At 69.3% G+C, this 18987-nt stretch carries 17 protein-coding genes; 10 read left to right on the top strand and 7 right to left on the bottom strand.

Annotated features, from left to right (window positions below):
* Window positions 1-16: 16 nt before the first annotated feature.
* Genes ACFWV3_RS44910 through ACFWV3_RS44925 form a run of 4 tightly spaced genes read right to left on the bottom strand, consistent with a single transcriptional unit; the run spans window position 17 to window position 3823 of the window.
* Complete coding sequence (locus ACFWV3_RS44910; protein WP_382420368.1) at window positions 17-1054, bottom strand: ABC transporter permease; 1038 nt, start codon at window positions 1052-1054, stop codon at window positions 17-19.
* Window positions 1051-1815: an ATP-binding cassette domain-containing protein gene (locus tag ACFWV3_RS44915; protein WP_382420370.1), complete on the bottom strand. Its 765-nt coding sequence runs from the start codon at window positions 1813-1815 to the stop codon at window positions 1051-1053. Before ACFWV3_RS44915 ends, ACFWV3_RS44910 begins: the two co-directional genes overlap by 4 nt.
* Entirely contained in the window at window positions 1812-2843 is a 1032-nt protein-coding gene (locus tag ACFWV3_RS44920) for a class I mannose-6-phosphate isomerase (protein ID WP_382420372.1), read from the bottom strand. Before ACFWV3_RS44920 ends, ACFWV3_RS44915 begins: the two co-directional genes overlap by 4 nt.
* Entirely contained in the window at window positions 2840-3823 is a 984-nt protein-coding gene (locus ACFWV3_RS44925; RefSeq protein ID WP_382420400.1) for a LacI family DNA-binding transcriptional regulator, read from the bottom strand. Before ACFWV3_RS44925 ends, ACFWV3_RS44920 begins: the two co-directional genes overlap by 4 nt.
* Window positions 3824-4202: 379 nt before the next feature.
* On the opposite strand from ACFWV3_RS44925, the gene ACFWV3_RS44930 reads away from it, so the two are divergent.
* The 7 genes from ACFWV3_RS44930 (at window position 4203) to ACFWV3_RS44960 (ending at window position 13909) form a co-directional block, all read left to right on the top strand.
* Entirely contained in the window at window positions 4203-5657 is a 1455-nt protein-coding gene (locus ACFWV3_RS44930; RefSeq protein ID WP_382420374.1) for a glycoside hydrolase family 47 protein, read from the top strand.
* A gap of 438 nt (window positions 5658-6095) precedes the next feature.
* Window positions 6096-8303 carry a GH92 family glycosyl hydrolase gene (locus tag ACFWV3_RS44935; RefSeq protein ID WP_382420376.1) on the top strand — a complete coding sequence of 736 codons (2208 nt, stop codon included), beginning with the start codon at window positions 6096-6098 and terminating at the stop codon, window positions 8301-8303.
* Between the two features lie 28 nt (window positions 8304-8331).
* Window positions 8332-10578 (top strand): ATP-binding protein, encoded by a 2247-nt coding sequence (locus ACFWV3_RS44940; RefSeq protein WP_382420378.1) that lies wholly within the window; start codon window positions 8332-8334, stop codon window positions 10576-10578.
* Between the two features lie 129 nt (window positions 10579-10707).
* Window positions 10708-11505, top strand: a complete 798-nt coding sequence (locus tag ACFWV3_RS44945; RefSeq protein ID WP_382420380.1) for a hypothetical protein — start codon at window positions 10708-10710, stop codon at window positions 11503-11505.
* Window positions 11506-11583: 78 nt separating this feature from the next.
* Window positions 11584-12495, top strand: coding sequence for an ABC transporter ATP-binding protein (locus ACFWV3_RS44950; RefSeq protein WP_382420382.1), 912 nt, complete (start codon window positions 11584-11586; stop codon window positions 12493-12495).
* Window positions 12492-13535, top strand: coding sequence for an ABC transporter permease (locus tag ACFWV3_RS44955; protein ID WP_382420384.1), 1044 nt, complete (start codon window positions 12492-12494; stop codon window positions 13533-13535). The genes ACFWV3_RS44950 and ACFWV3_RS44955 overlap by 4 nt, the downstream gene beginning before the upstream one ends.
* Window positions 13536-13585: 50 nt before the next feature.
* On the top strand, window positions 13586-13909 hold the full coding sequence (locus ACFWV3_RS44960) for a DUF3817 domain-containing protein (protein WP_382420386.1): 324 nt from the start codon (window positions 13586-13588) through the stop codon (window positions 13907-13909).
* Here ACFWV3_RS44960 and ACFWV3_RS44965 read toward each other — a convergent pair.
* Genes ACFWV3_RS44965 through ACFWV3_RS44975 form a run of 3 tightly spaced genes read right to left on the bottom strand, consistent with a single transcriptional unit; the run spans window position 13881 to window position 16495 of the window.
* The gene (locus ACFWV3_RS44965) at window positions 13881-14924 is read right to left on the bottom strand and encodes a phosphotransferase (RefSeq protein ID WP_382420388.1); all 1044 of its coding nucleotides are present in this window, start codon (window positions 14922-14924) and stop codon (window positions 13881-13883) included. The genes ACFWV3_RS44960 and ACFWV3_RS44965 overlap by 29 nt on opposite strands.
* A complete protein-coding gene (locus tag ACFWV3_RS44970) occupies window positions 14921-15964 on the bottom strand; it encodes a phosphotransferase (protein ID WP_382420390.1) in 1044 nt (347 codons plus the stop codon). The genes ACFWV3_RS44965 and ACFWV3_RS44970 overlap by 4 nt, the downstream gene beginning before the upstream one ends.
* 33 nt (window positions 15965-15997) lie before the next feature.
* Window positions 15998-16495 (bottom strand): MarR family transcriptional regulator, encoded by a 498-nt coding sequence (locus ACFWV3_RS44975; protein ID WP_382420392.1) that lies wholly within the window; start codon window positions 16493-16495, stop codon window positions 15998-16000.
* A gap of 50 nt (window positions 16496-16545) precedes the next feature.
* Between ACFWV3_RS44975 and ACFWV3_RS44980 the strand changes: the two genes are divergently transcribed.
* From ACFWV3_RS44980 to ACFWV3_RS44990, 3 genes are all read left to right on the top strand, one after another.
* The gene (locus ACFWV3_RS44980; RefSeq protein ID WP_382420394.1) at window positions 16546-16851 is read left to right on the top strand and encodes an MTH1187 family thiamine-binding protein; all 306 of its coding nucleotides are present in this window, start codon (window positions 16546-16548) and stop codon (window positions 16849-16851) included.
* A gap of 95 nt (window positions 16852-16946) precedes the next feature.
* Entirely contained in the window at window positions 16947-17771 is an 825-nt protein-coding gene (locus ACFWV3_RS44985; RefSeq protein ID WP_382420396.1) for a hypothetical protein, read from the top strand.
* A complete protein-coding gene (locus tag ACFWV3_RS44990; protein ID WP_382420398.1) occupies window positions 17759-18730 on the top strand; it encodes a co-chaperone YbbN in 972 nt (323 codons plus the stop codon). Before ACFWV3_RS44985 ends, ACFWV3_RS44990 begins: the two co-directional genes overlap by 13 nt.
* Window positions 18731-18987 lie beyond the last annotated feature (257 nt).

An 18987-nucleotide genomic window follows, 5' to 3' on the forward strand; every position in this document is an offset into this window, starting at 1 on the left:
GGTCCAGCACCTTTCCCTAGCGTTGGTTGCGTGCCCGACGCCGCGTCTGGTCCAGCCACACGGCGGCCACCAGCACGATCGCCACGGCGATCGGCTGCCAGAACTCCTTGACCCCGATGATCACCAGGCCCTTCTCCAGGACCGCGGGGATGAACACGCCGAACACCGTGCCCAGCACGGAACCCGTGCCGCCGAAGATGCTCGTGCCGCCCAGGACGACGGCGGCGATCGCGTTCAGGTTGTCCGTCTCGTGGCCGGTGACGACCGCGACGCGGAAGAACGCGTTGCCCATGAAGCCCGCCAGGCCCGCGAGGGTGCCCGCCAGCAGGTACACCTTCGTCAGGTGGCCGCGCACCGAGATGCCGACCCGGCGTGCCGCCTCCTCGTTCGAGCCGACCGCGTAGGTGTAGCGGCCGAAGCGCGTGGTGGACAACAGGAGTGCGCCCAGTGCGGTGACGATCGCGGCCACGATCACGATGTTCGGGATGCCGAAGTACGTGCCGGAGCCGAACGTGCGGTTGAGCCTGTCCGGGATGCCCGAGACGTTGGAACCGTTGTTCAGCAACAAGGCCGCGCCCTGCGCCGCGCCGAACGAGCCCAGGGTCACGATCAGCGGCGGGATCTTCGCCCGTGAGATCAGCAGGCCGTTCAGCAGACCCCACACCGCGCCGCTGACGACCGCGACCAGCAGGCCGAACGCGATCACGCCCCAGCCCGCGTTCGTCGCGTCGCCGCCCGACACCGCGTTCATCGCGAGTGCCGAGCTGACTGACGCGAACACCAGCACCGAGCCCACGGACAGGTCGATGCCGGACGTGATGATCACGAACGTCATGCCGACCGACAGCACCAGCAGCACGGCGGTCTCCGCGAGCAGGAACTGCAGCGTGGTCACCTGGAAGATCGCGTCCGGGCGGATCGCGCCGAACACGGCGACCAGGACCAGCAGCACCAGGCCGATCCACAGCGTGTTCGCTCCGGTCAGGCGCTTGAGCAACGGGGTGCGCTGCTCGTCCGAGGGGGATGACAACGTTGTCTTCTCATCGGTCGTCATGCGGCGTCCTCCTGGGTCAGCGCGCCGGTCATCGCGCCGACGAGCTCCTCGACGCTGGTGTCCGCGGCCGTGAAGCGGGCCACGCGGCGGCCGAGGCGCAGCACCTCGACGCGGTCGGAGACCGACAGCACCTCGGGCATGTTGTGCGAGATCAGCACCACCGCGACACCCTCGTCGCGCACCCGCTTGATCACCTCGAGCACGCGTTCCCGTTGCACCACGCCGAGTGCGGCGGTCGGCTCGTCCATGAACACGAGCTTCGACGCCCACGCCACGGACCTGGCGACGGCGACGGACTGGCGTTGACCACCCGACAGCGCCGCGATCGGCACGTCGATGCTCTGCAGGGTGGCGCCGAACTTCGTGAAGTGCTCGGACGCCTGCCGGCGCATCGCCTTCTTGTCGAGGACGCCGAGGAAGCCGAGGATCCCCGGTTTGAGGATCTCCCTGCCCAGGAACATGTTCGCGGCCGGGTCGAGGTCCGGTGCGACCGCGAGGTCCTGGAACACCGTCTCGATGCCCCGGTCGCGGGCGGCGTTGGGGGAGTCGAGGTGCAGCGGCTGCCCCTCGAACAACAGCGTGCCGCCGGTCGGCTGCTCGACCCCGGAAAGGCACTTCACCAGCGTGGACTTGCCGGCGCCGTTGTCGCCGATCAGCGACACCACCTCGCCGGGGTAGGCGGTGAACGAGGCACCGCGGAGAGCCTCCACGGTGCCGTAGCTCTTCGTGAGATCACGCGCTTCCAGCAGCGGCCGGTTCATCGCGATGGGTCCTCCACAGTGGACAGGACGGGCGGACGGCAGCGGATCGCCACCAGGTCACCGGACAGCCCCAGCTCACCGGCCGCGTGCGGCACGACGACGGTGCTGCCCTTGTGGACCTCCAGCTCACCGAGCTGGCCTGAGCCCTCCAGCACGACCACCACGGCGAACGACGGCTCCAACGCGAAGGAGCCCTCCACGTGCAGGCGGTCGGCCTGGAAGAACGGGTTCGCGTCGTCGCCGAGCAGGTCGACCGACGGCGCCCACTTCTCGGACGTCTGGCGCACGAGCTTGTCGAGCTGACCGCTCCAGCCCTGCCGGTCGACGCAGTCCAGTGCCACGTCGTAGCCGAGGCCGAGGTGGCCGATGTCGCCGTTGGCGAGGAAACCCTGCCACTCCAGCGTGACCGAGAAGTCCGTGGGCTGCTGCAGCTCGACGATGAAGACGCCCTCGCCGATCGCGTGCGGCACCCCGGCGGGCACGAACACCGTGTCGCCGGGCCGCACGCAGACCGGGTTCAGCGAGTCGAGCATCGCCTTGGTGTTCTGCGTGGCGACCCACTCCGCGACGGTCGCCGCGGGCACGTCGTCGCGGAATCCGATGTAGACGGTCGGGTCCGAGCCGGTCGTGCCGACGACGATCCACGCCTCCGTCTTGCCGTGACGGCAGTTCAGGTGCGAGGACGCGAACGCGTTCGACGGGTGGCAGTGCACGGGCAGGCGCTGGCCGGCGTCGAGCAGCTTGACGAGCAACGCCGTGTCGGCACCGAACTTCGCGACGTGGTCGTGGCCGAGCCACCCCGTCGGGTCCGCCTCGACGGCGTCGCGCAGCAGCACGCCGTTCGGCAACGTTGTCAACCCGGCGTCGCTGCGCCCGTAGAGGGTCGTCGTCGACGCGACCCAGTCCTCTGGCCCGAAGTCGCCGCTCGTCCCGCCGCGCAGCGCGGCGATCGCCTCGCCGCCGCGGTAGAACTGCTTCGGCTGGTTGGCAGGCAGGTTGACAGGCTGGTGGAGCACACCAGAACTCACGCGTGGACCTCCCCGGATCCTCGTGGCACCAGACGCACCGGCAGCACGACGCGGCGCGGTGGTGAGTTGTCGCCGTCCAGTCGGGCGAACAACAAATCGGTGGCCGCCTTGCCGAGCGCGCTCGCGTCGTGCGCGATCACGGTCACCGGCGGCGACAACAGGTCGGCGAGCTCGAAGTCGTCGAAGCCCACCAGCGCGGGGCGCTCGGTGGTCCCGGCGAGCGTGCGCAGGATGTACACGGTGATGCGGTTGTTGCCGGCCACGACCGCCGTGGCGGGCTCGCGCATGGTCCGCAGCCGGTGCAACGTGGCGGCCACGCTGCTCTCGTCGTGCGGACCCATCGCCACGAGCTCCTCGTGGTAGCCGACGCCCGCGCGCACGCAGCCCTCCCGGTACCCGCGCAGGCGCTCGTTGGCGGTGAAGATGTCCGGCGCGTCCCCGAGGAACGCGATGCGGCGGTGCCCGTGCGAGGCGAGGTGCGTGACGGCCTCGACGGTGCCCCCGATGTTGTCCACCAGCACGGTGTCCGCCACGACGTCCCCCGCGGGCCGGTCGAGGAACACCACGGGCGTCCCGGCGCGCATCTCGGGCACGAGGTAGCTGTGCTGCAGGCCCGCTGGCACGATCAGCAACCCGTCGACCCGGCGGCTGCAGAACTCCAGCGCCAGCTCGCGCTCCCGCCCGGGATCCTCGTCGGAGGACCCGGAGATCACCTGTCTGCCGCGCAGACGGGCGATTTCCTCGACAGCGCGGGTCACGCCGGAGTAGAACGGGTTGCCGACGTCCTCCAGCACCAGCCCGATCGTGCCGGTGGACGACCCCCGGCGCAGGTTGCGGGCACTCAGGTTCCGCCGGAACCCGAGCTGGTCGATGGCCGCGAGCACGCGCTCGGCGGTGGACGGGTGCACACCCGGTTCGTCGTTGACCACGCGCGAGACGGTCTTGATGCTCACGCCCGCCAGCCGCGCGACGTCGTTCATCGTCGCGCGACGGACCTTGCGCTGACCGGCGATGGGGCCGCTGGGGGACAACGTTGTCATAGTGGCCGTATCTCACCCCGGCTTCACGGCCTTGTCAACAGGTGCGGGACCGGTCAAGGGTTCCGCTTTTCCACACCTCGTGTCCGGAACAGGACAAGTGCGGGCGCTGAGTCTTGACCTGGCCTGTGTGCGCTCCGCAATGATCTGGTAACGGACAGCGTTGTCAGTGTTTGATGGCCGCACCTCCGGTGCGGCGGCGATTTCGTCCTCAGTCGGCCGCCCGGCCGACTCGTCGTCCGTGATTTGGGCTCCGCCGAAATCACGAACAACGGGTGACCGGACGACCGACACGAAATCGCGACACGAGGGGAGTTCGGCTATGCGTGACCTGCCACGCCGCAGCGTTCTCAGCCTCCTCGGTGCCGCCGGACTGGCCGGCGTATCGGGTATCGCCACAGCTCAACCGTCACCTTCCGCGCCCACACCCGGCTCCTCGAACGCCGACGCCCCTGCACGGGGCGCCACCGCGCTCGCCCCGCCTCCCGGCGGCTGGCGCGCGGTGGCCGAGGACGTCCGCACCGAGACCCGCTGGGCCTGGAAGTCCTATGTGGACCGCGCGTTCGGCCACGACCAGATCAAACCGGTGTCGGGCACCGTCGAGGAGTTCTTCGTCCCCGGCCACCCGATGGGCCTGACCGTCGTCGAGGCCCTGGACACGTTGTGGCTCATGGAGCTCGACACCGAGTTCGCCCAGGGCGTCGCCTGGGTCAAGGCCAACCTGAACTTCGACGTGGACGCGCCCTTCCAGGTCTTCGAGACCAACATCCGCATGCTCGGCGGCCTGCTCTCCGCCTACCACGTGAGCGGCGACGCCTCCTTGCTCGCCCTGGCACGAGACCTGGGCGACCGCCTGCTGGTGGCCTTCACCAAGTCGCCCACCGGCATCCCGTACCGCTACGTGAACCTCCGCACGGGCGCCGTCTCGTCCCCCGAGACCAACCTCGCCGAGACGGGCACCTACATCACGGAGTTCGGCTCGCTCTCGAACTGGACCGGCGACCGCAAGTACTACAACGCGGCCAAGAAGGCCCTGAAGTACGCCTACGACCACCGCACCTCCTACGACCTGCTGCCGTGGGACGTGCACGCCGAAACAGGCGCCTGGCGCAACCGCTACGCCACCATCGGCCCACCCGCCGACTCCTACTACGAATACCTCTGGGACGGCTGGCACCTGTTCGGCGACCGAGACCTCAAAGCCTGGTGGGACACCCTGATCAAGGCGATCCTGCGCCACCAGACCGACGTGGTGAACGGCCGCCTCTGGTTCTCCCAGGTGGATGCCTTCACCGGCGCCAGGGACTCCCGAACCCAAAGCGAACTGGCCTCGTTCTTCGGCGGCCTCTTCGCCGAAAGCGGCGACACGACAAGGGGCCGCGCCTACCACGACTCGTGGACGGCAGTCCAAGACCGCTACGGCGTACTCCCCGAGGGCATCAACTACACGTCACTGCGCCCGACCTCGGTCGGCAACCAACTACGCCCCGAATACGCCGACGGCGCCCTCTTCTTGTGGCTGGCAACGCGCGACGAGCTCTACCGCGAACGCGCACACCGCCACTACCAGCAGATGAAGCAGACCTCCCGCACCACCTACGGCTACACGATCCTCACCGACGTCACCACAGGCGCGAAGGGCGACTTCTGCCCCGGCTACTGGTGGTCCGAACAACTGAAGTACTACTGGCTGATCTTCGGCGACGCCCGCCGCTTCGACTACACCAGCCACTACCTCTCGACCGAGGGCAACATCTTCCTGGGCGCCAAGAAGTAGCAGCTCAGGCACGAATGACCCCCGGGCCGGGGTGCTGTCAGCGGCGGCTGCACCCCGGCCCGGTCCCTACGCGCAAGCAGGCCAACGCCAACGGCGAAGCCGAGGCGCCCAAGCGATGCCGAAGGCGAGCAGTGCGGACCTTGCCCAGATGGGTAGCGGTGCACCCACTCGTGGTTTGGCGATTGGGGCTTGACTTTGGGTGCGAGGTGCTACCGCTTGTGGATCGGCCGGTTGCGAAGCATCCGGCCTTTTCCGGCCGAACCAGCGCCTCGCAAGGGCCCCGAAGTCAAGCCCCAATCGCAATCGTCGCGGAGCGGCGATGTACCCAGTCTTTCGTCCGAGGTGCACGACCACGCTGGAACAGGCACCCGCCCACTCGACTGAACCACGCTGGAACTCGCACGGTGACCACGCTGGAACTTCACTACCCTGAACCACGTGGACGCACTGGACCCCATCGAGTCGGTCAACACCTTCATCGGCACCAAAGACGAAGGCAACACCTTCCCAGGCGCCTCCACCCCCTTCGGCAAAACCCACTCCAGCCCCATAACGGCCCACTACGCCGGCTACCGCTACGACGACCGGCAGATCCGGGGCTTCGGCCACTTCTTCCTCTCCGGAGCGGGTTGCTGGGAACAGGGCGGCCTCATCCCGATCCTCCCCACCACCAAACTCCCCACGACCTTCGACCACAAGCGCTACGCCGCGACCTACACCCACGACGGAGAGATCGGCAAACCCGGCTACTACAAGGTGAAGCTCGCCAACGACATCACCGTCGAATGCACAGCCACCACTAGAACCGGCGTCGAGCGCTACACGTGGCCGAACGGGGTGGCAGGCACCCTCCTGATCAACACGGGCCAGGCCAACGACAAGGAACCGGTCAGCGCCAGCAGCATCCGAATCCTCGACGACCGCACCATCACCGGCACCGTCGAGACCCAGGCGTTCTGCGGCGGCCGCCCCTACCTGACCCACTTCACGACGAGGTTCGACCGCCCCTTCGAGTCGTTCGGCGTCTGGGACCCGGCGGGACCCAAGGCGAAGCAACGGGAGACCGGCGGCGGCGCAGGCCTCAGGGGAGCCTGGGTGACCTTCACCCCGGGCCCGGTGACGGCCACGACCGCACTGTCCCAAGTGGACCGACAGGGCGCCGCGAACAACCTGGCCGAGGAAACCACCAACAAGACCTTCGACCAGATCAAGAACGAAACCCAGCAGGCCTGGCGTGAAGAGCTGAGCTGCATCGAGATCGAGACGGACGACCAGGACGAGCGGGCGGTCTTCTACACCGCGCTCTACCACGTCCTGCTCCAACCCCTCACCGGAAGCGACGCCGACGGCAGGTACCGCGGCTTCGACGACAAGATCCACACGGCAGAGGGCTGGACCTACTACGAGTACTACTCGCTGTGGGACACCTACCGCGCCCACAACCAGCTGCTGTCCCTGATCCGCACGCAGCGGTCCAAGGACATCGCGAAGAGCATCCTCGCCATCCACGAGCAGGGCGGCTGGCTCCCGCGGTGGGCGTTCGCGAACCAGGAGACCAACTGCATGACCGGCGACCCGGTGACGCCGTTCCTGGTGGACCTCTGGCGCTTCGGCCACCTCGAGGGACTCGAGGACCAGGCGTACGCCGCTCTCGTCCAGAATGCTGATGGCGTCCCGCCCGGGATTTCCCGGTTCCAGGGCCGGTCCGGCAACCCGAACTACCTCGCGAAGGGCTTCGTCCAGTACGACGAGCGCTTCCCGAAGAAGGGCCAGGACACCGACCCGCACCACGGCGCGTCCGCGACCCTCGAGTACGCGCTGGCCGACGCCACGCTGGCGATCATGGCCGAGGAGCTGGGCCACCGGGAGGACGCGGAGCGGTTCCAGGCCCGAGGGCGAAACCACCGCACGCTCTGGGACCACACCGTCACCGACCGCGGCTTCACGGGTTTCCCGCGGCCGAAGCTGCAGAACGGCGACTGGCTGAGCCCCTACACGCCGCAGGGGCCGGACGGTTTCCACGAGGGCACGGCCTGGCAGTACCAGTGGCTCGCTCAGCACGACGTCGACGGTCTGGTGGCGGCACTCGGTGGCGCGCAGGCGGCGGAGGCGCGGCTCGACGACTTCTTCGCCTACGAGGATCTGCTGCGCGACCCGGCCAGGACGGTGCGCGAGAAGTGGGTGGTCGGGCCGTACGAGTACTACAACCAGTTCCGGTACAACCCGAACAACGAGCCGGACCTGCACGCGCCGTGGATGTACGCGCTCATCGGCAGGCCGGAGAAGACGTCGGTGGTCGTGCGGGCCGCGCAGACGTTGTTCGTCAACGGGCCAGCGGGCGTCACCGGCAACGACGACCTCGGCACGATGTCGGCCTGGTACGTGTTCAGCGCGCTCGGGATGTACCCCGCCGTGCCGGGAACGGGCGAGTTCGTCCCCCATGCGCCGAGGTACCGGAAGGCCGTGATCCACCTGGAGAACGGCAGGGACGTCGTGATCGAGGCGCCCGCGGCCGACTCCGCGAAGACGCAGGTGGTGCAGCGGATCCTGAGCGGCGGGCGGGAGAACGCGACCGGGCGGATCGGGCTCGCCGAGCTCGTGAGCGGGGCCACTCTCGCGGTAGACCTTCACACACTTTCGAACTGAGACGCCCGAACGGCCGTAGGCTCGTGCGATGGGTACCTGCGCGAGCTGCGGCACGGAATTCGCGCCCATGCCGTCGCGGGCGCGGTACTGCTCGAACGCGTGCCGCCAGCGCGCGTACCGACGGCGTTCGGCCGGTGCGTCCACTGTGTTCGCGGACCTGCCCGGCTACGACGACGCGTTCGTCGGCAGGGAGGGCGAGCTCGGCGAGCTGCTTTCGTTGCTGCGCAAGCACAGGCTGCTCACCGTCCTCGGCGCGGCCGGGGTCGGCAAGACGCGCCTCGCCGTGGAGGTGGCTCAGCGGGTCCGCAAGGTCGAGGTGCGCACAGTCGAGCTCGGCAAGCTGAGCCGGCCTGACCAGGTGGTGCAGGCCTTCGCGGAAGCCGTTGGCGTGTACCAGCACGCGGGTGTCACGTTGCTGACGACCGTGCTCCAGGAACTGTCCCACCGCCGCCTGCTGCTGCTCGTCGACAACTGCGAGCACGTGATCGAGGAGTGCTGCGCCGTCGTCGACGCGCTGCTGGCGCGGTGCCCGAACGTGCGGGTGCTCGCGACGAGCAGGGAGGCGTTGCGGGCCTCCGGCGAGATCGTCTACCCGCTGCACGGCATGGAGGGCGACGCCGTCCGCCTGTTCGTCGAACGCGCGGGAACCGAGAGCGACCCGGAGACCGTCGCGGCGATCTGCGCGCGGCTCGACGGGGTGCCGCTGGCCGTGGAACTGGCCGCGAAGCTCTCCTCCTCGGTGCCGCCCGACCAGCTGCTGAACCGCCTCGACCACCGGCTCGACCTGCTCAGCGACGCCGGGGAGCAGGCACGGCACCGGAGTTTGCGCGCGGCCGTCTCGTGGAGCCACGACCTGCTGACGACCGACGAGAAGCAGTTCTTCCGCAGGCTCGCCCTGCTGCCGGGCGGGTTCGGGCTGGAGATCGCCCAGGTCGTGCACGGCGGACCGGTCGTCGACCTGCTCATGGGGTTGCAGGCGAAGTCATTGGTGGTGCGGGAGAGCGACGGCCGCTTCCGGATGCTGGAATCGGTGCGGCTCTTCGCGGAGGAACGGCTCGGCGAGCACGGCGAGCGCGACGTGACGGCCGAGCGGATCATCTCCTGGCTGTGCGAGAAGGGCGAACCCGGCGCCACGTCGTCGATCCTCACGCCGGAGCAGGTGACGGCGCTGCACCAGGAGTACGACAACGCGGCCCACGCGTTCCACCGCCTGCTCGCACCGGACGACGAACGACGGCTGATGCTCGCCACGATGCTGCTGCGCGTGTGCTTCGACCGCGGCTACTTCGCCGAGGCCGGGGCCGTGCTGATGCAGGTGCTGGACCAGTCGGCGGCCGACGCCCGCTACCGGATCTTCGCCCTGGAGTACGCGTCGCTGCTCGCGGTGCACGAGGAACGGCACGACGAGGCCGTGAAGCACGCCCTGGAAGCCGTCACGACCGCGGACGACAACGGGCAGGAGTCGATCAAGTGCCGGCTCTACCGCACGCTCTCCGCTGCCTACGACAGCGCGGGGGACGTGCAGAACACCGCGTGGGCGCTGCGCCAGTCGATCCTGCACGGCAAGCTCCACGGCAACGACGTGAGCGTCGCCGTGTCCAGCCAGAACCTCAGCTGGTGGCTGCTCGAACAGGGTGAGGTCGACGCGGCCGGCGACCTGATCGAGGACGCGGTGCCGGTGCTCAAGATGCACGCGCGGCCGGACGTCGTGGCCATCGCCGTGCACACGTCGGGCTGCATCGCGCTGGAACGCGGCGACCTCGCGACGGCGGGCGCCCGGTTCGCCGAGAGCGCGCGGCTGTCGGCGACCGACCCGCGCGCGGTGCTCGAGTCGATCGAGGGCCGCGGGCTGGTCGCGATGCTGTCCGGCCGGTACGAGCTCGGCGTGCGCCTGCTCGCGGCGTGCCGGCAGATGCGGATGAACTGGGTCGTCCCGTCGGAGACCTGGTGGCAGCGGAAGATGACCGCCGCGCTCGACCTCGCGCGGGAGTCGCTGTCTCGATCGGCGTTCACCAGGGCCCTCAACGCGGGCAGGGCGATGGACGTGACGCACGCGCTGGAGATCGCGCTGGACAAGGAGATCGTGCAGGACGCGGTACTCAGCGACCGGCAGCGCGTCGTGGTCGAGCTGGTGGCGCGCGGCATGACGAACGCGCAGGTCGCGGCTACGCTCGGGATCTCCCACCGGACCGTCGAGTCGCACGTGCACAACGTGCGGACGGCCTTGAACCTCTCGTCCAGGGCCGAGCTCGTCGCCTGGGCCCAGTCGAACTGAGGCCGTCGACCGGCACCGGCGCTCAACTGAGTGACGAGCCAACTGAGACGTAACGTCCCGCCTCTCCGGATGACTTCCGGTCGCGCGCAGTTCATTGTGAGTGCAACCAATGGAAGGGGAGGGGGCGACGTGGAACCTTTCCGGCTGCTGCACCCCGATCTCGTGCCGCAGCGGCGCGAGTCGCTCCAGCACGCCGCGTCCGTGCTCGTCCAGATGGGGCTGGACGACACCGTGCTCTCGGCGTCTCCCGTGCACCAGCGGCTCGCCCGCGTGGTCCTCGGCAGCTGCGACGTGATCGAGTGGAAGCCCGGCTACGGGGTCCAGGACGCCGGTGACGACGAACGCTTCGGCGTCGTGCGGGTCGGCGGCGACCACGGTGGCGTGTTCCTGTCGAGCATCCTCATCGCCTACCTCGACGTGCAGGAGAACGCCGCCAGGACCGGCACCTCGATCTGCGAGGACTCCTGGCGCACGCTGCTCTGGGCACCGACCGCGCTCTTCGACCACGTGCTGCGCCGCCCCCAGGTCGGCATGACCGTGCTCACGCCGGGCCCGGCCACCGGCTGCCCGTCGCCCGACCGCACCGTGGCGGGCCAGCGCCTCTACCTCGCGCTGATGCAGGCCGTTCGGTTCGCGGTCAACGGCGTCGTGCGCGCCGAGGACGACCGCACGCTCGTCGAGGACTGCGTGACGCTCGCGACCGCGTGCCTGCGCGCCGCGACGGTCGCGCTCACGTTCGCCGCGGACGTCCGGCACGAGGTGCCGTCCCAGCGGGTCGTGGAGACCTTCGAGCACCGCTACCTCTGGCAGATGATCAACGAGGTGCGCGCGGCCGTGCCGCGGGCGAGGTTCGAGCAGTTCGCCACGGCGCTGCGCCGGCTCAACGACGCGCACACCGCCGATCCGCTGATCGCGGCGGGCAGCTGACCTCGTAAGTCTTGAGTTCGCTCCGACTTTCGTCTTTCCGCCCCTCGAACCGAAGTGCGCTGACCTACCGTTCCGCCCATGACGGAGGAACGGTCGGCGGTCGTGGTGCGGGACATCCGCAAGAGCTACGGCGAGCTGAAAGCGGTGGACGGCGTCTCGTTCACCGTGGCGCAGGGGGAGTTCTTCGGGATCCTGGGGCCGAACGGCGCCGGGAAGACGACCACGCTGGAGATCGTCGAAGGACTGCGCAAGCCCGACAGCGGTGAGGTGTCGCTGCTCGGCGAGAGCCCGTGGCCGCGCAACGTGAAGCTGTTGCCGCGCATCGGAGTCCAGCTGCAGGCGTCCTCGTTCTTCGAGAAGCTGACCGCGAAGGAGCAGCTGCAGACCTTCGGCTCGCTCTACGGCGTGAGCGCGGGCACGGCCGCGGACATGCTGGAGCTGGTCGGCCTGGCGGACAAGGCGAACGAGCGCGAGAACAAGCTCTCCGGCGGCCAACGCCAACGCCTTTCGATCGCGTGCGCGCTGGTGCACGACCCGGACATCGTGTTCCTGGACGAACCGACCGCCGCGCTCGACCCGCAGGCGCGCCGCAACCTCTGGGACGTGCTGCGCGCGATCCAGGAGCGCGGCAAGACGATCGTCTACACCACCCACTACCTCGACGAGGCCGAGATCCTCTGCGACCGCGTCGCCATCATGGACGAGGGCAGGATCCTCGCGCTCGACCGGCCGCCGGTGCTGGTGCGCGGACTCGACGCACCCACGCACGTGACGTTGCAGAAGGGCCTGCTGTCCGTCGTGGACGCCCAGGCGCTCGACGGCGTCGACGACGCCCGCGAGGACGAGGTCTCGCTGACGATCTCCACCCGCCGCCCCGCCCCCGTGCTGTCCGCGCTCGCCGACCGCGGCGCGCTGGACGGCCTGCAGGTCCGCACCGCCACCCTCGAGGACGTGTTCCTCCACCTCACCGGACGGGAGTACCGCGCATGACCGCGTTCCAGACGCTCTCGCTGGCGATGTTCAAGGGGTTCGTCCGGGACAAGGCCACGCTGTTCTTCACGTTCGTCTTCCCGCTGATGTTCCTCGTCATCTTCGGCCTCATCCTGCGCGACGTCGGCGACGACAAGACCAAGATCGCACTGGTCGGCGACGGCCCGATCGTCTCGTCCCTGCGCGACAGCGGCGCGCTCGAGTTCGAGTCCTACGACGACGAGAACGCCGCCGTGCAGAAGGTGAAGGACGGCGACCTGCCCGCGGCGCTGATCGTTCGCGGCCAGCAGGTCGACGTGCGGTACGCGCAGAGCGACCAGGTCGAGTCGGCGACCGTGCTCGGGATCGTGAACGGGTTCGTGGACAAGGCGAACCTCGCCGCGACCGGCCAGCCGCCGCGGTTCACGTTCGCCGCGGAGAAGGTCGAGGACGCCTCGCTGAAGCCGATCCAGTACCTGACGCCCGGCATCCTGTCGTGGGGTGTGGCGGTGTCGGCGGTGTTCGGGTCGGCGCTGACGCTGGTGTCGTGGCGCCGCAAGCAAGTGCTGCGCCGCATCCAGCTCGCCCCCGTGTCGGCGACCGCCGTGCTGTCGTCGCGGCTGATGGTCAGCGCCGGTGTCGCGCTCGTGCAGGGCGCGATCTTCGTCGGCATCGCGTCGCTGCCGTTGTTCGGGTTGCGGCTGTCCGGTCAGTGGTGGCTCGCGATTCCGTTGCTGCTGCTGGGAACCGTGGCGTTCTTCGCGCTCGGGATGCTCGTCGGGTCGTTCGCCAAGACGGAGGAGGCGGCTTCGGCGGCCGCGAACATCGTGGTGCTGCCGATGGCGTTCCTGTCCGGGACGTTCTTCCCCGTCGACCAGGCGCCGGCGTGGTTGCAGGCGGTGTCGAAGGCGTTCCCGTTGCGGCACATGAACGACGGGATGCTCGACGTGCTGGTGCGCGGCAAGGGGATCGAGTCGCTCGTGGTCCCGGCGTCGATCCTGGTCGGGTTCACGCTAGTGGTCGGTTTCATCGCTTCGAGGATCTTCAAATGGGAGGAATAGGACAGGCCCGGTTGCCGTGTGCCGCCCGTCACGGTTCATGATGGAGAACCATGACGTTCTCCAGTGCGGTCGGACGGTTCCGCATCTTCGCGCTCGCCGAGGCGATCTCCTGGGCGGGCCTGCTGCTCGGGATGTTCTTCAAGTACGTCGTCGTGCAGAACGAGATCGGCGTGAAGATCTTCGGGCCGATCCACGGCGCGATCTTCGTCGGGTTCGTCCTCGTCACGCTGATGGCGAAGGACCCGCTGAAGTGGGACGTCCGCACGCTGGTCATCGGCCTGCTGTCGAGCATCCCGCCGTTCGGCACGGTGGTCTTCGAGCGCTGGGCGTCGAAGACCGGCCGACTCACGGAGACGGCTGCCGAACAGCTCTGAGCTCCACCTCCGGGTCGCCCCGGTGGTAGATCCGCTCGGACTCCTCGATGTTGTCCAGGAAGACCTGGTACTTCACCGCGTTGTGCAGGTGCGACGCGCGGCGGGCGACGTCGAGGGCTTCGAGCGGGCGGCTGTCCGGGCGGTGGGTGAGCCACGCCTTGCTCCACACGGCGCGGATGTGGTCGTGCAGCGAGGGATCGCTGTACTCCAGCACCCGGCACGCGTCGAGCGCCGGGTGACCCCAGACGGCGTCGGACCAGTCGATGACCTCGCCGCTCCGGCGCCAGTTGCCGGGGTGGAAGTCGCCGTGCGTCAGCGTGTCGGGCAGTCCGAACGACGGCATCGGCACGGCGGTCGGGCGTAGCCGCGGCTCGCCCGCCAGCGCGTTCTGCACGGCCACCCAGCGCGGGACGACCAGGTCGACGTGCTCCGGCATGACGGGCCAGCACTTGTCGCCCGGCGCGTCGGCGAGCAGGACCCGTTGGGGCGCCGAGGCGATCACGTCCGGCACGAGCGTCGGGTCGATCGTGCCGACCATCTCGATCACCGCGCCCTCGTCGGCGAAGAACGGCGGGATCGACTTCAGCCACACCGGGCCGGTCGAGGTGGGGAGCCGGAGCACGGTCGAGAGGTTCCAGGTGCGGACCTGGACGGCGGGACCGGTGCGGTCGACCTCGCTGTCGGCCCAGGCGATCAACGCGGAAGGCCCGCCCAGTCGCGCGTACGGCAGCCGGAACTCGGCGTCGTGCTCCGGTTCCTCCGCGGGGTGCAGCTTCGTGCGGTCGGGTTCGCCGAGCGCTTCGACGTGGTAGGTGACCAGGCCGCCGAACGGCGTTCGGCCGCCCTCGGCGCTGACCAGCCTGAGCACGTGGGTGGGTACGCCGAGCAACTGTTCCAAGGCCTCGTTGACCGGCTCGACGTGGTACCAGTCGGCGGTCGGGATCGGCAGCGGGCCGGTGCGACCCGCGAACCCGCTGGGGCTGCTGACCAGCGCGACGATCGTCCTGCCCGTCATCCGGTCACCAGCCGCGACGCCGCGCGGAGCTGCTCGGCCGGGTCGTCGCGGTGGTAGATCCGCTCGGACTCCTCGATGTTGTCCAGGAACTCCTGGTACCGCACGGCGAGGTGCAGGTGGGACGCGCGGCGGGCGGCGTCGAGGGCCTCCAGCGGGCGGCTGCCCGGGCGGTGGTCGAGCCAGGCCTCGCTCCACACGCGGCTGACCACCTCGCTGAGGGCGGGGCTGAACGCGATGAGCCTGGCCGCGTCGAGCGCTGGGTGTCCCCACACCGCGTCGGACCAGTCGATGACCACGCCGCCGCTGCGCCAGTTGCCGGGGTGGAAGTCGCCGTGCACCAGCGTGTCCGGCAGCCCGAACGACGGCATCGGCACCACGGACGGCGTCAGGCGCGGTGTGCCCGCCAGCGCGTTCTGCACCGCGACCCAGCGGGGCACGATCCGTTCGACCTGCTCGGGCGTGACGTCCCAGCAGTCCTCGCCCGGCGCTTCGGCGAGCAGCACGCGGCGCGGTGCGGAGGCGATCACCGCGGGCACCAGCGTCGGGTCGTGGGCGGCGACCATCGCGATCACCTCGCCCTCGTCGGCGAAGAACGGCGGCACGGCCTTGAGCCACGCCGTGCCGTTCGCCGTGGCCAGGCGGTGGACGCTCGACAGGTTCCAGGTCTTCACCTGGGTCGCGCGGCCGGTGCGCTCGACGATGGCGTCGGCCCACGCGACCAGCTCGGCCGGGCCGCCCGGTCGTGCCCAGGGCAGGCGGAACTCGGCGTCCGCCTCGGGTTCGTCCGCCGGGTGCAGCTTCGTGCGGTCGGGTTCGCCTTGCGCCTCGACGTGGTAGGTGACGACGCCGCCGCCTCCGCGTTCGCCGCCCTCGACCTCGATCAGCCTGAGCACGCTCGTCGGCACGCCGAGCAGCTGTTCCAGGGCGTGGTTGACGGGTTCGGCGTCCGGCCACCAGCGGCTGTCCACCGCGACGGGGTCGGTGCGGCCCGCGAACCCGTCGGGTCCGCTGACCAGGGCGATGATCGTCCGTCCTGTCACCGGATCATCATCGCCGTGCGCTCAACCGGATTTTCAGTCCTCGAAGTCCCCGCTGGCCCTGCGGACCTTCGCGAGCAGATCGGTGAGCTGCTCGGTCTGCCGGTCGGTCAGGCCCTTCAGCCCGAGGTTGACCTCCATCACCGCCGCGGTCGCGCTCTCACGGCGCTGCAGCCCGGCGTCGGTGATCTCGACCAGCGTCGTGCGGCGGTCGGTCGGGTGCGGGGTGCGGCGGACCAGGCCGTCGGTCTCGAGCCGGTCGACGATGTTGGTCACGCTCGTGGGGTGCAGCTGCAGGCGCTCGCCCATCACGCGCATCGGCAGCGCGCCCTTGCGGGAGAAGTACAGCAGCACCAACGCCTCGTAGCGCGCGAAGGTGAGACCGTGCGGCTTCAGGGCTGCGTCCACGGCGGACTGGATGATTTGCTGGACACGCATGACGCTCGTGACGGCGGCCATCGCCGTGGCGGACCCCACCCGGTCGTCCCACAGTTCGGCCGCGCGGGCGATCGGATCGAACGGCAGCGGTGTCATGGGCACCGAAGCTACCAGTCAGTACAACCGATGATCACCAGGAGGCACGTGTGCTTGTCGCGTTCAGCGTCGCTCCGTCCGGTTCGGACTCGTCGGGAGGCGTCGCGCAGGCCGTGGCCGAGGCCGTCCGGGTCGTGCGGGAGTCCGGCCTGCCCAACGAGACGAACGCGATGTTCACCTTGGTCGAGGGCGAGTGGGACGAGGTGATGGCCGTCGTGAAGAAGGCGACCGAAGCCGTGCAGGCCGCGGCCCCGCGGGTGTCGCTCGTGCTCAAGGCGGACATCCGGCCCGGCTACACCGGACAGCTCAAGGCCAAGGTCGACCGGATCGAGGAGCATCTCGCCGACACGCCGTGAACACGCCGGAGGCCTTCCTCGGATGGCCGAACGCACTTACGCCGCCACGGTGAGTGAGCCCGTGCGGCGGCTTTGTCTGGGTTAGCGTGTCGGGCGTGGACGCGAGACAGCTGTGGTTGCGGTTCGAGCCGTATCACGACGTCACGTACTTCACGCCCGAGTCCCGCGCGGCGACCGACGCGCTCGGGTGCAAGGGCGGCTGGATGGGCTACTTCGGCATGCGCGCCGCGCCTCTCGGGGCCGCGTCGCCGGAGCTGGTCACCGCGGTGTTCTACAACTTCGCCCCACGGATGGTCGCGCGCGCTCTGCCCGACGCGTGGGCGGTCGCCTCGCCTGGCGAGTTCCTCGAAGCGCGCCTTCGCGGCGTGGACGGGGCGTTGCGCCGGTTGCTCGGTGAGGTGGACACGTCGGAGATCGCCGAGGCGGCCGCGTTGGCGCGCATGGCCGCGATGGCGGCACCTTTGGGTGGACGGCCGTTGGCTGCCGCGAACCGTGCGTTGCCGTGGCCGGCCGAACCCCATCTGGAGCTGTGGCACGCGTGCACGATCTTGCGCGAGGCACGCGGCGACGGCCACGTGGCTGCTCTCGTGGCCCACGGCGTGGGGCCCTGCCAAGCGCTTGCGCTCTACGCGCGTGAGCATTCCCTCGATCCGGCATACATGCGCACCGCGCGTGGTTGGACTGGTGAGGAGTGGGATGCCGTGTCGGACCTGCCTGGAGACCTCGCCGCGGTCGAACGTGCGACTGATTCGAGCGCGTTGGAGCCGTGGGAGGTGCTGGGAACCACAGGTACGTTGCGGTTCGTCGAACTGATGACACCGCTTGCTCTACGCATCGCTTCGGGCAACGAGGCGATGCGCGTCAACCCGATGGCCCTGGACCCGGTCCGGGAACTAGCCGTGCCAGGATGGAACACGTGACAAGGCCTGATCCTCGCAAGACCGCCGCACTGTCCGCCGCGCTCTCGGGCGCCGTCGACCTCGGTGCCCTGAAGGCCCGCGCCGACGCGGCTCGGCAGGCGGCAGCCGCGCCTGCTTCCGCTGCTCCTGTTGACAACGGCGCTTCCGTGCCCTGGATCGTGGACGTCACGGAAGCCTCGTTCCAGGCAGTCGTCGAGCAGTCGCTGCAGGTGCCCGTCGTGGTGCTGCTGGGGGCCTCCTACTCGCCCGAGTCGCAGGCGCTGGCGGCCACCCTGACCCGTTTCGCGACCGGGTCCGGCGGGGCGTGGATCCTCGCTCGGGTCGACCTCGAGCAGGCGCCTCGGATCGGGCAGGCGTTCGGGGTGCAGTCCGTGCCCACGACTGTCGCTGTTGCTGCTGGTCAGCCGATCGATGCTTTTGCAGGGCCGATCGCGGATGCCGAGTTGTCCGCTTGGATCGCCCGGTTGCTGGACGCGTTGCGGGAGCGGTTGCCGGGGATTCGGGCAGGGGAGGCTCGGGCTACCGGGGTCGCTGAGGAAGAGGTCGTGGAGGACCCTCGGATCGTTGCTGCCGAGGAGGCCTTCGAGGCTGGGGACTATGGTGCTGCTCAGGGCTTTTACGAGCAGATTCTGGCTTCTGAGCCTGGGAACGAGTTGGCGCGGGAAGGGTTGGCGCAGGCTCGGTTCGCTGAGCGGGCTGAGGCTGTTGATCCTGCGGTGATCGCCAAGGCTGATGCTGCTCCGGAGGATCTTGAGGCTCAGTTGGCCGCTGCTGATGCCGAGATCGCTGGGCAGATGGTGGATGAGGCTTTTGCTCGGTTGGTGGGGACTGTGCGGCGGGTTTTCGGGGATGAGCGGGATCGGGTTCGGACTCATTTGATCGGACTTTTTGAGTTGTTCCCGGCCGATGATCCTCGGGTGGCTGCTGCTCGGCGGGCGTTGGCTTCTGCTTTGTACTGAGGTTTGGCGGTTGGTTGGTCGGTTGGTTGCGTTTTGCGTTCGGGTGCCTGTTTCGTGCGCGGGGCTCTGCCCCGGACCCCGCCAACTGATCAAAGACCGCCCAGCGCCGTTAGCGGGTTGATGGCACGCCTGTTGCGTTCGGCGGCTTGCTGCTGCGTAGGCGGTGCGGTTCGGGTGGGGTGGTCCCGTCACGAACCGAGGCAAGAGCGAGCCACACCAGGTCAGGGGTGTCAACCCGGCGAAAAGCGTGCCGGGTT

The sequence above is a fragment of the Lentzea sp. NPDC059081 genome (genome assembly GCF_042738015.1).
Lineage (GTDB): Bacteria > Actinomycetota > Actinomycetes > Mycobacteriales > Pseudonocardiaceae > Lentzea.

Bases quoted from the DNA above. Each gene is read 5' to 3' on its own strand.
- ACFWV3_RS44910 (WP_382420368.1), bottom strand. From the start codon at position 1,054: ATGACGACCGATGAGAAGACAACGTTGTCATCCCCCTCGGACGAGCAG.
- ACFWV3_RS44915 (WP_382420370.1), bottom strand. From the start codon at position 1,815: ATGAACCGGCCGCTGCTGGAAGCGCGTGATCTCACGAAGAGCTACGGC.
- ACFWV3_RS44925 (WP_382420400.1), bottom strand. From the start codon at position 3,823: ATGAACGACGTCGCGCGGCTGGCGGGCGTGAGCATCAAGACCGTCTCG.
- ACFWV3_RS44930 (WP_382420374.1), top strand. From the start codon at position 4,203: ATGCGTGACCTGCCACGCCGCAGCGTTCTCAGCCTCCTCGGTGCCGCC.
- ACFWV3_RS44940 (WP_382420378.1), top strand. From the start codon at position 8,332: ATGGGTACCTGCGCGAGCTGCGGCACGGAATTCGCGCCCATGCCGTCG.
- ACFWV3_RS44950 (WP_382420382.1), top strand. From the start codon at position 11,584: ATGACGGAGGAACGGTCGGCGGTCGTGGTGCGGGACATCCGCAAGAGC.
- ACFWV3_RS44955 (WP_382420384.1), top strand. From the start codon at position 12,492: ATGACCGCGTTCCAGACGCTCTCGCTGGCGATGTTCAAGGGGTTCGTC.
- ACFWV3_RS44960 (WP_382420386.1), top strand. From the start codon at position 13,586: ATGACGTTCTCCAGTGCGGTCGGACGGTTCCGCATCTTCGCGCTCGCC.
- ACFWV3_RS44965 (WP_382420388.1), bottom strand. From the start codon at position 14,924: ATGACGGGCAGGACGATCGTCGCGCTGGTCAGCAGCCCCAGCGGGTTC.
- ACFWV3_RS44975 (WP_382420392.1), bottom strand. From the start codon at position 16,495: ATGACACCGCTGCCGTTCGATCCGATCGCCCGCGCGGCCGAACTGTGG.
- ACFWV3_RS44990 (WP_382420398.1), top strand. From the start codon at position 17,759: ATGGAACACGTGACAAGGCCTGATCCTCGCAAGACCGCCGCACTGTCC.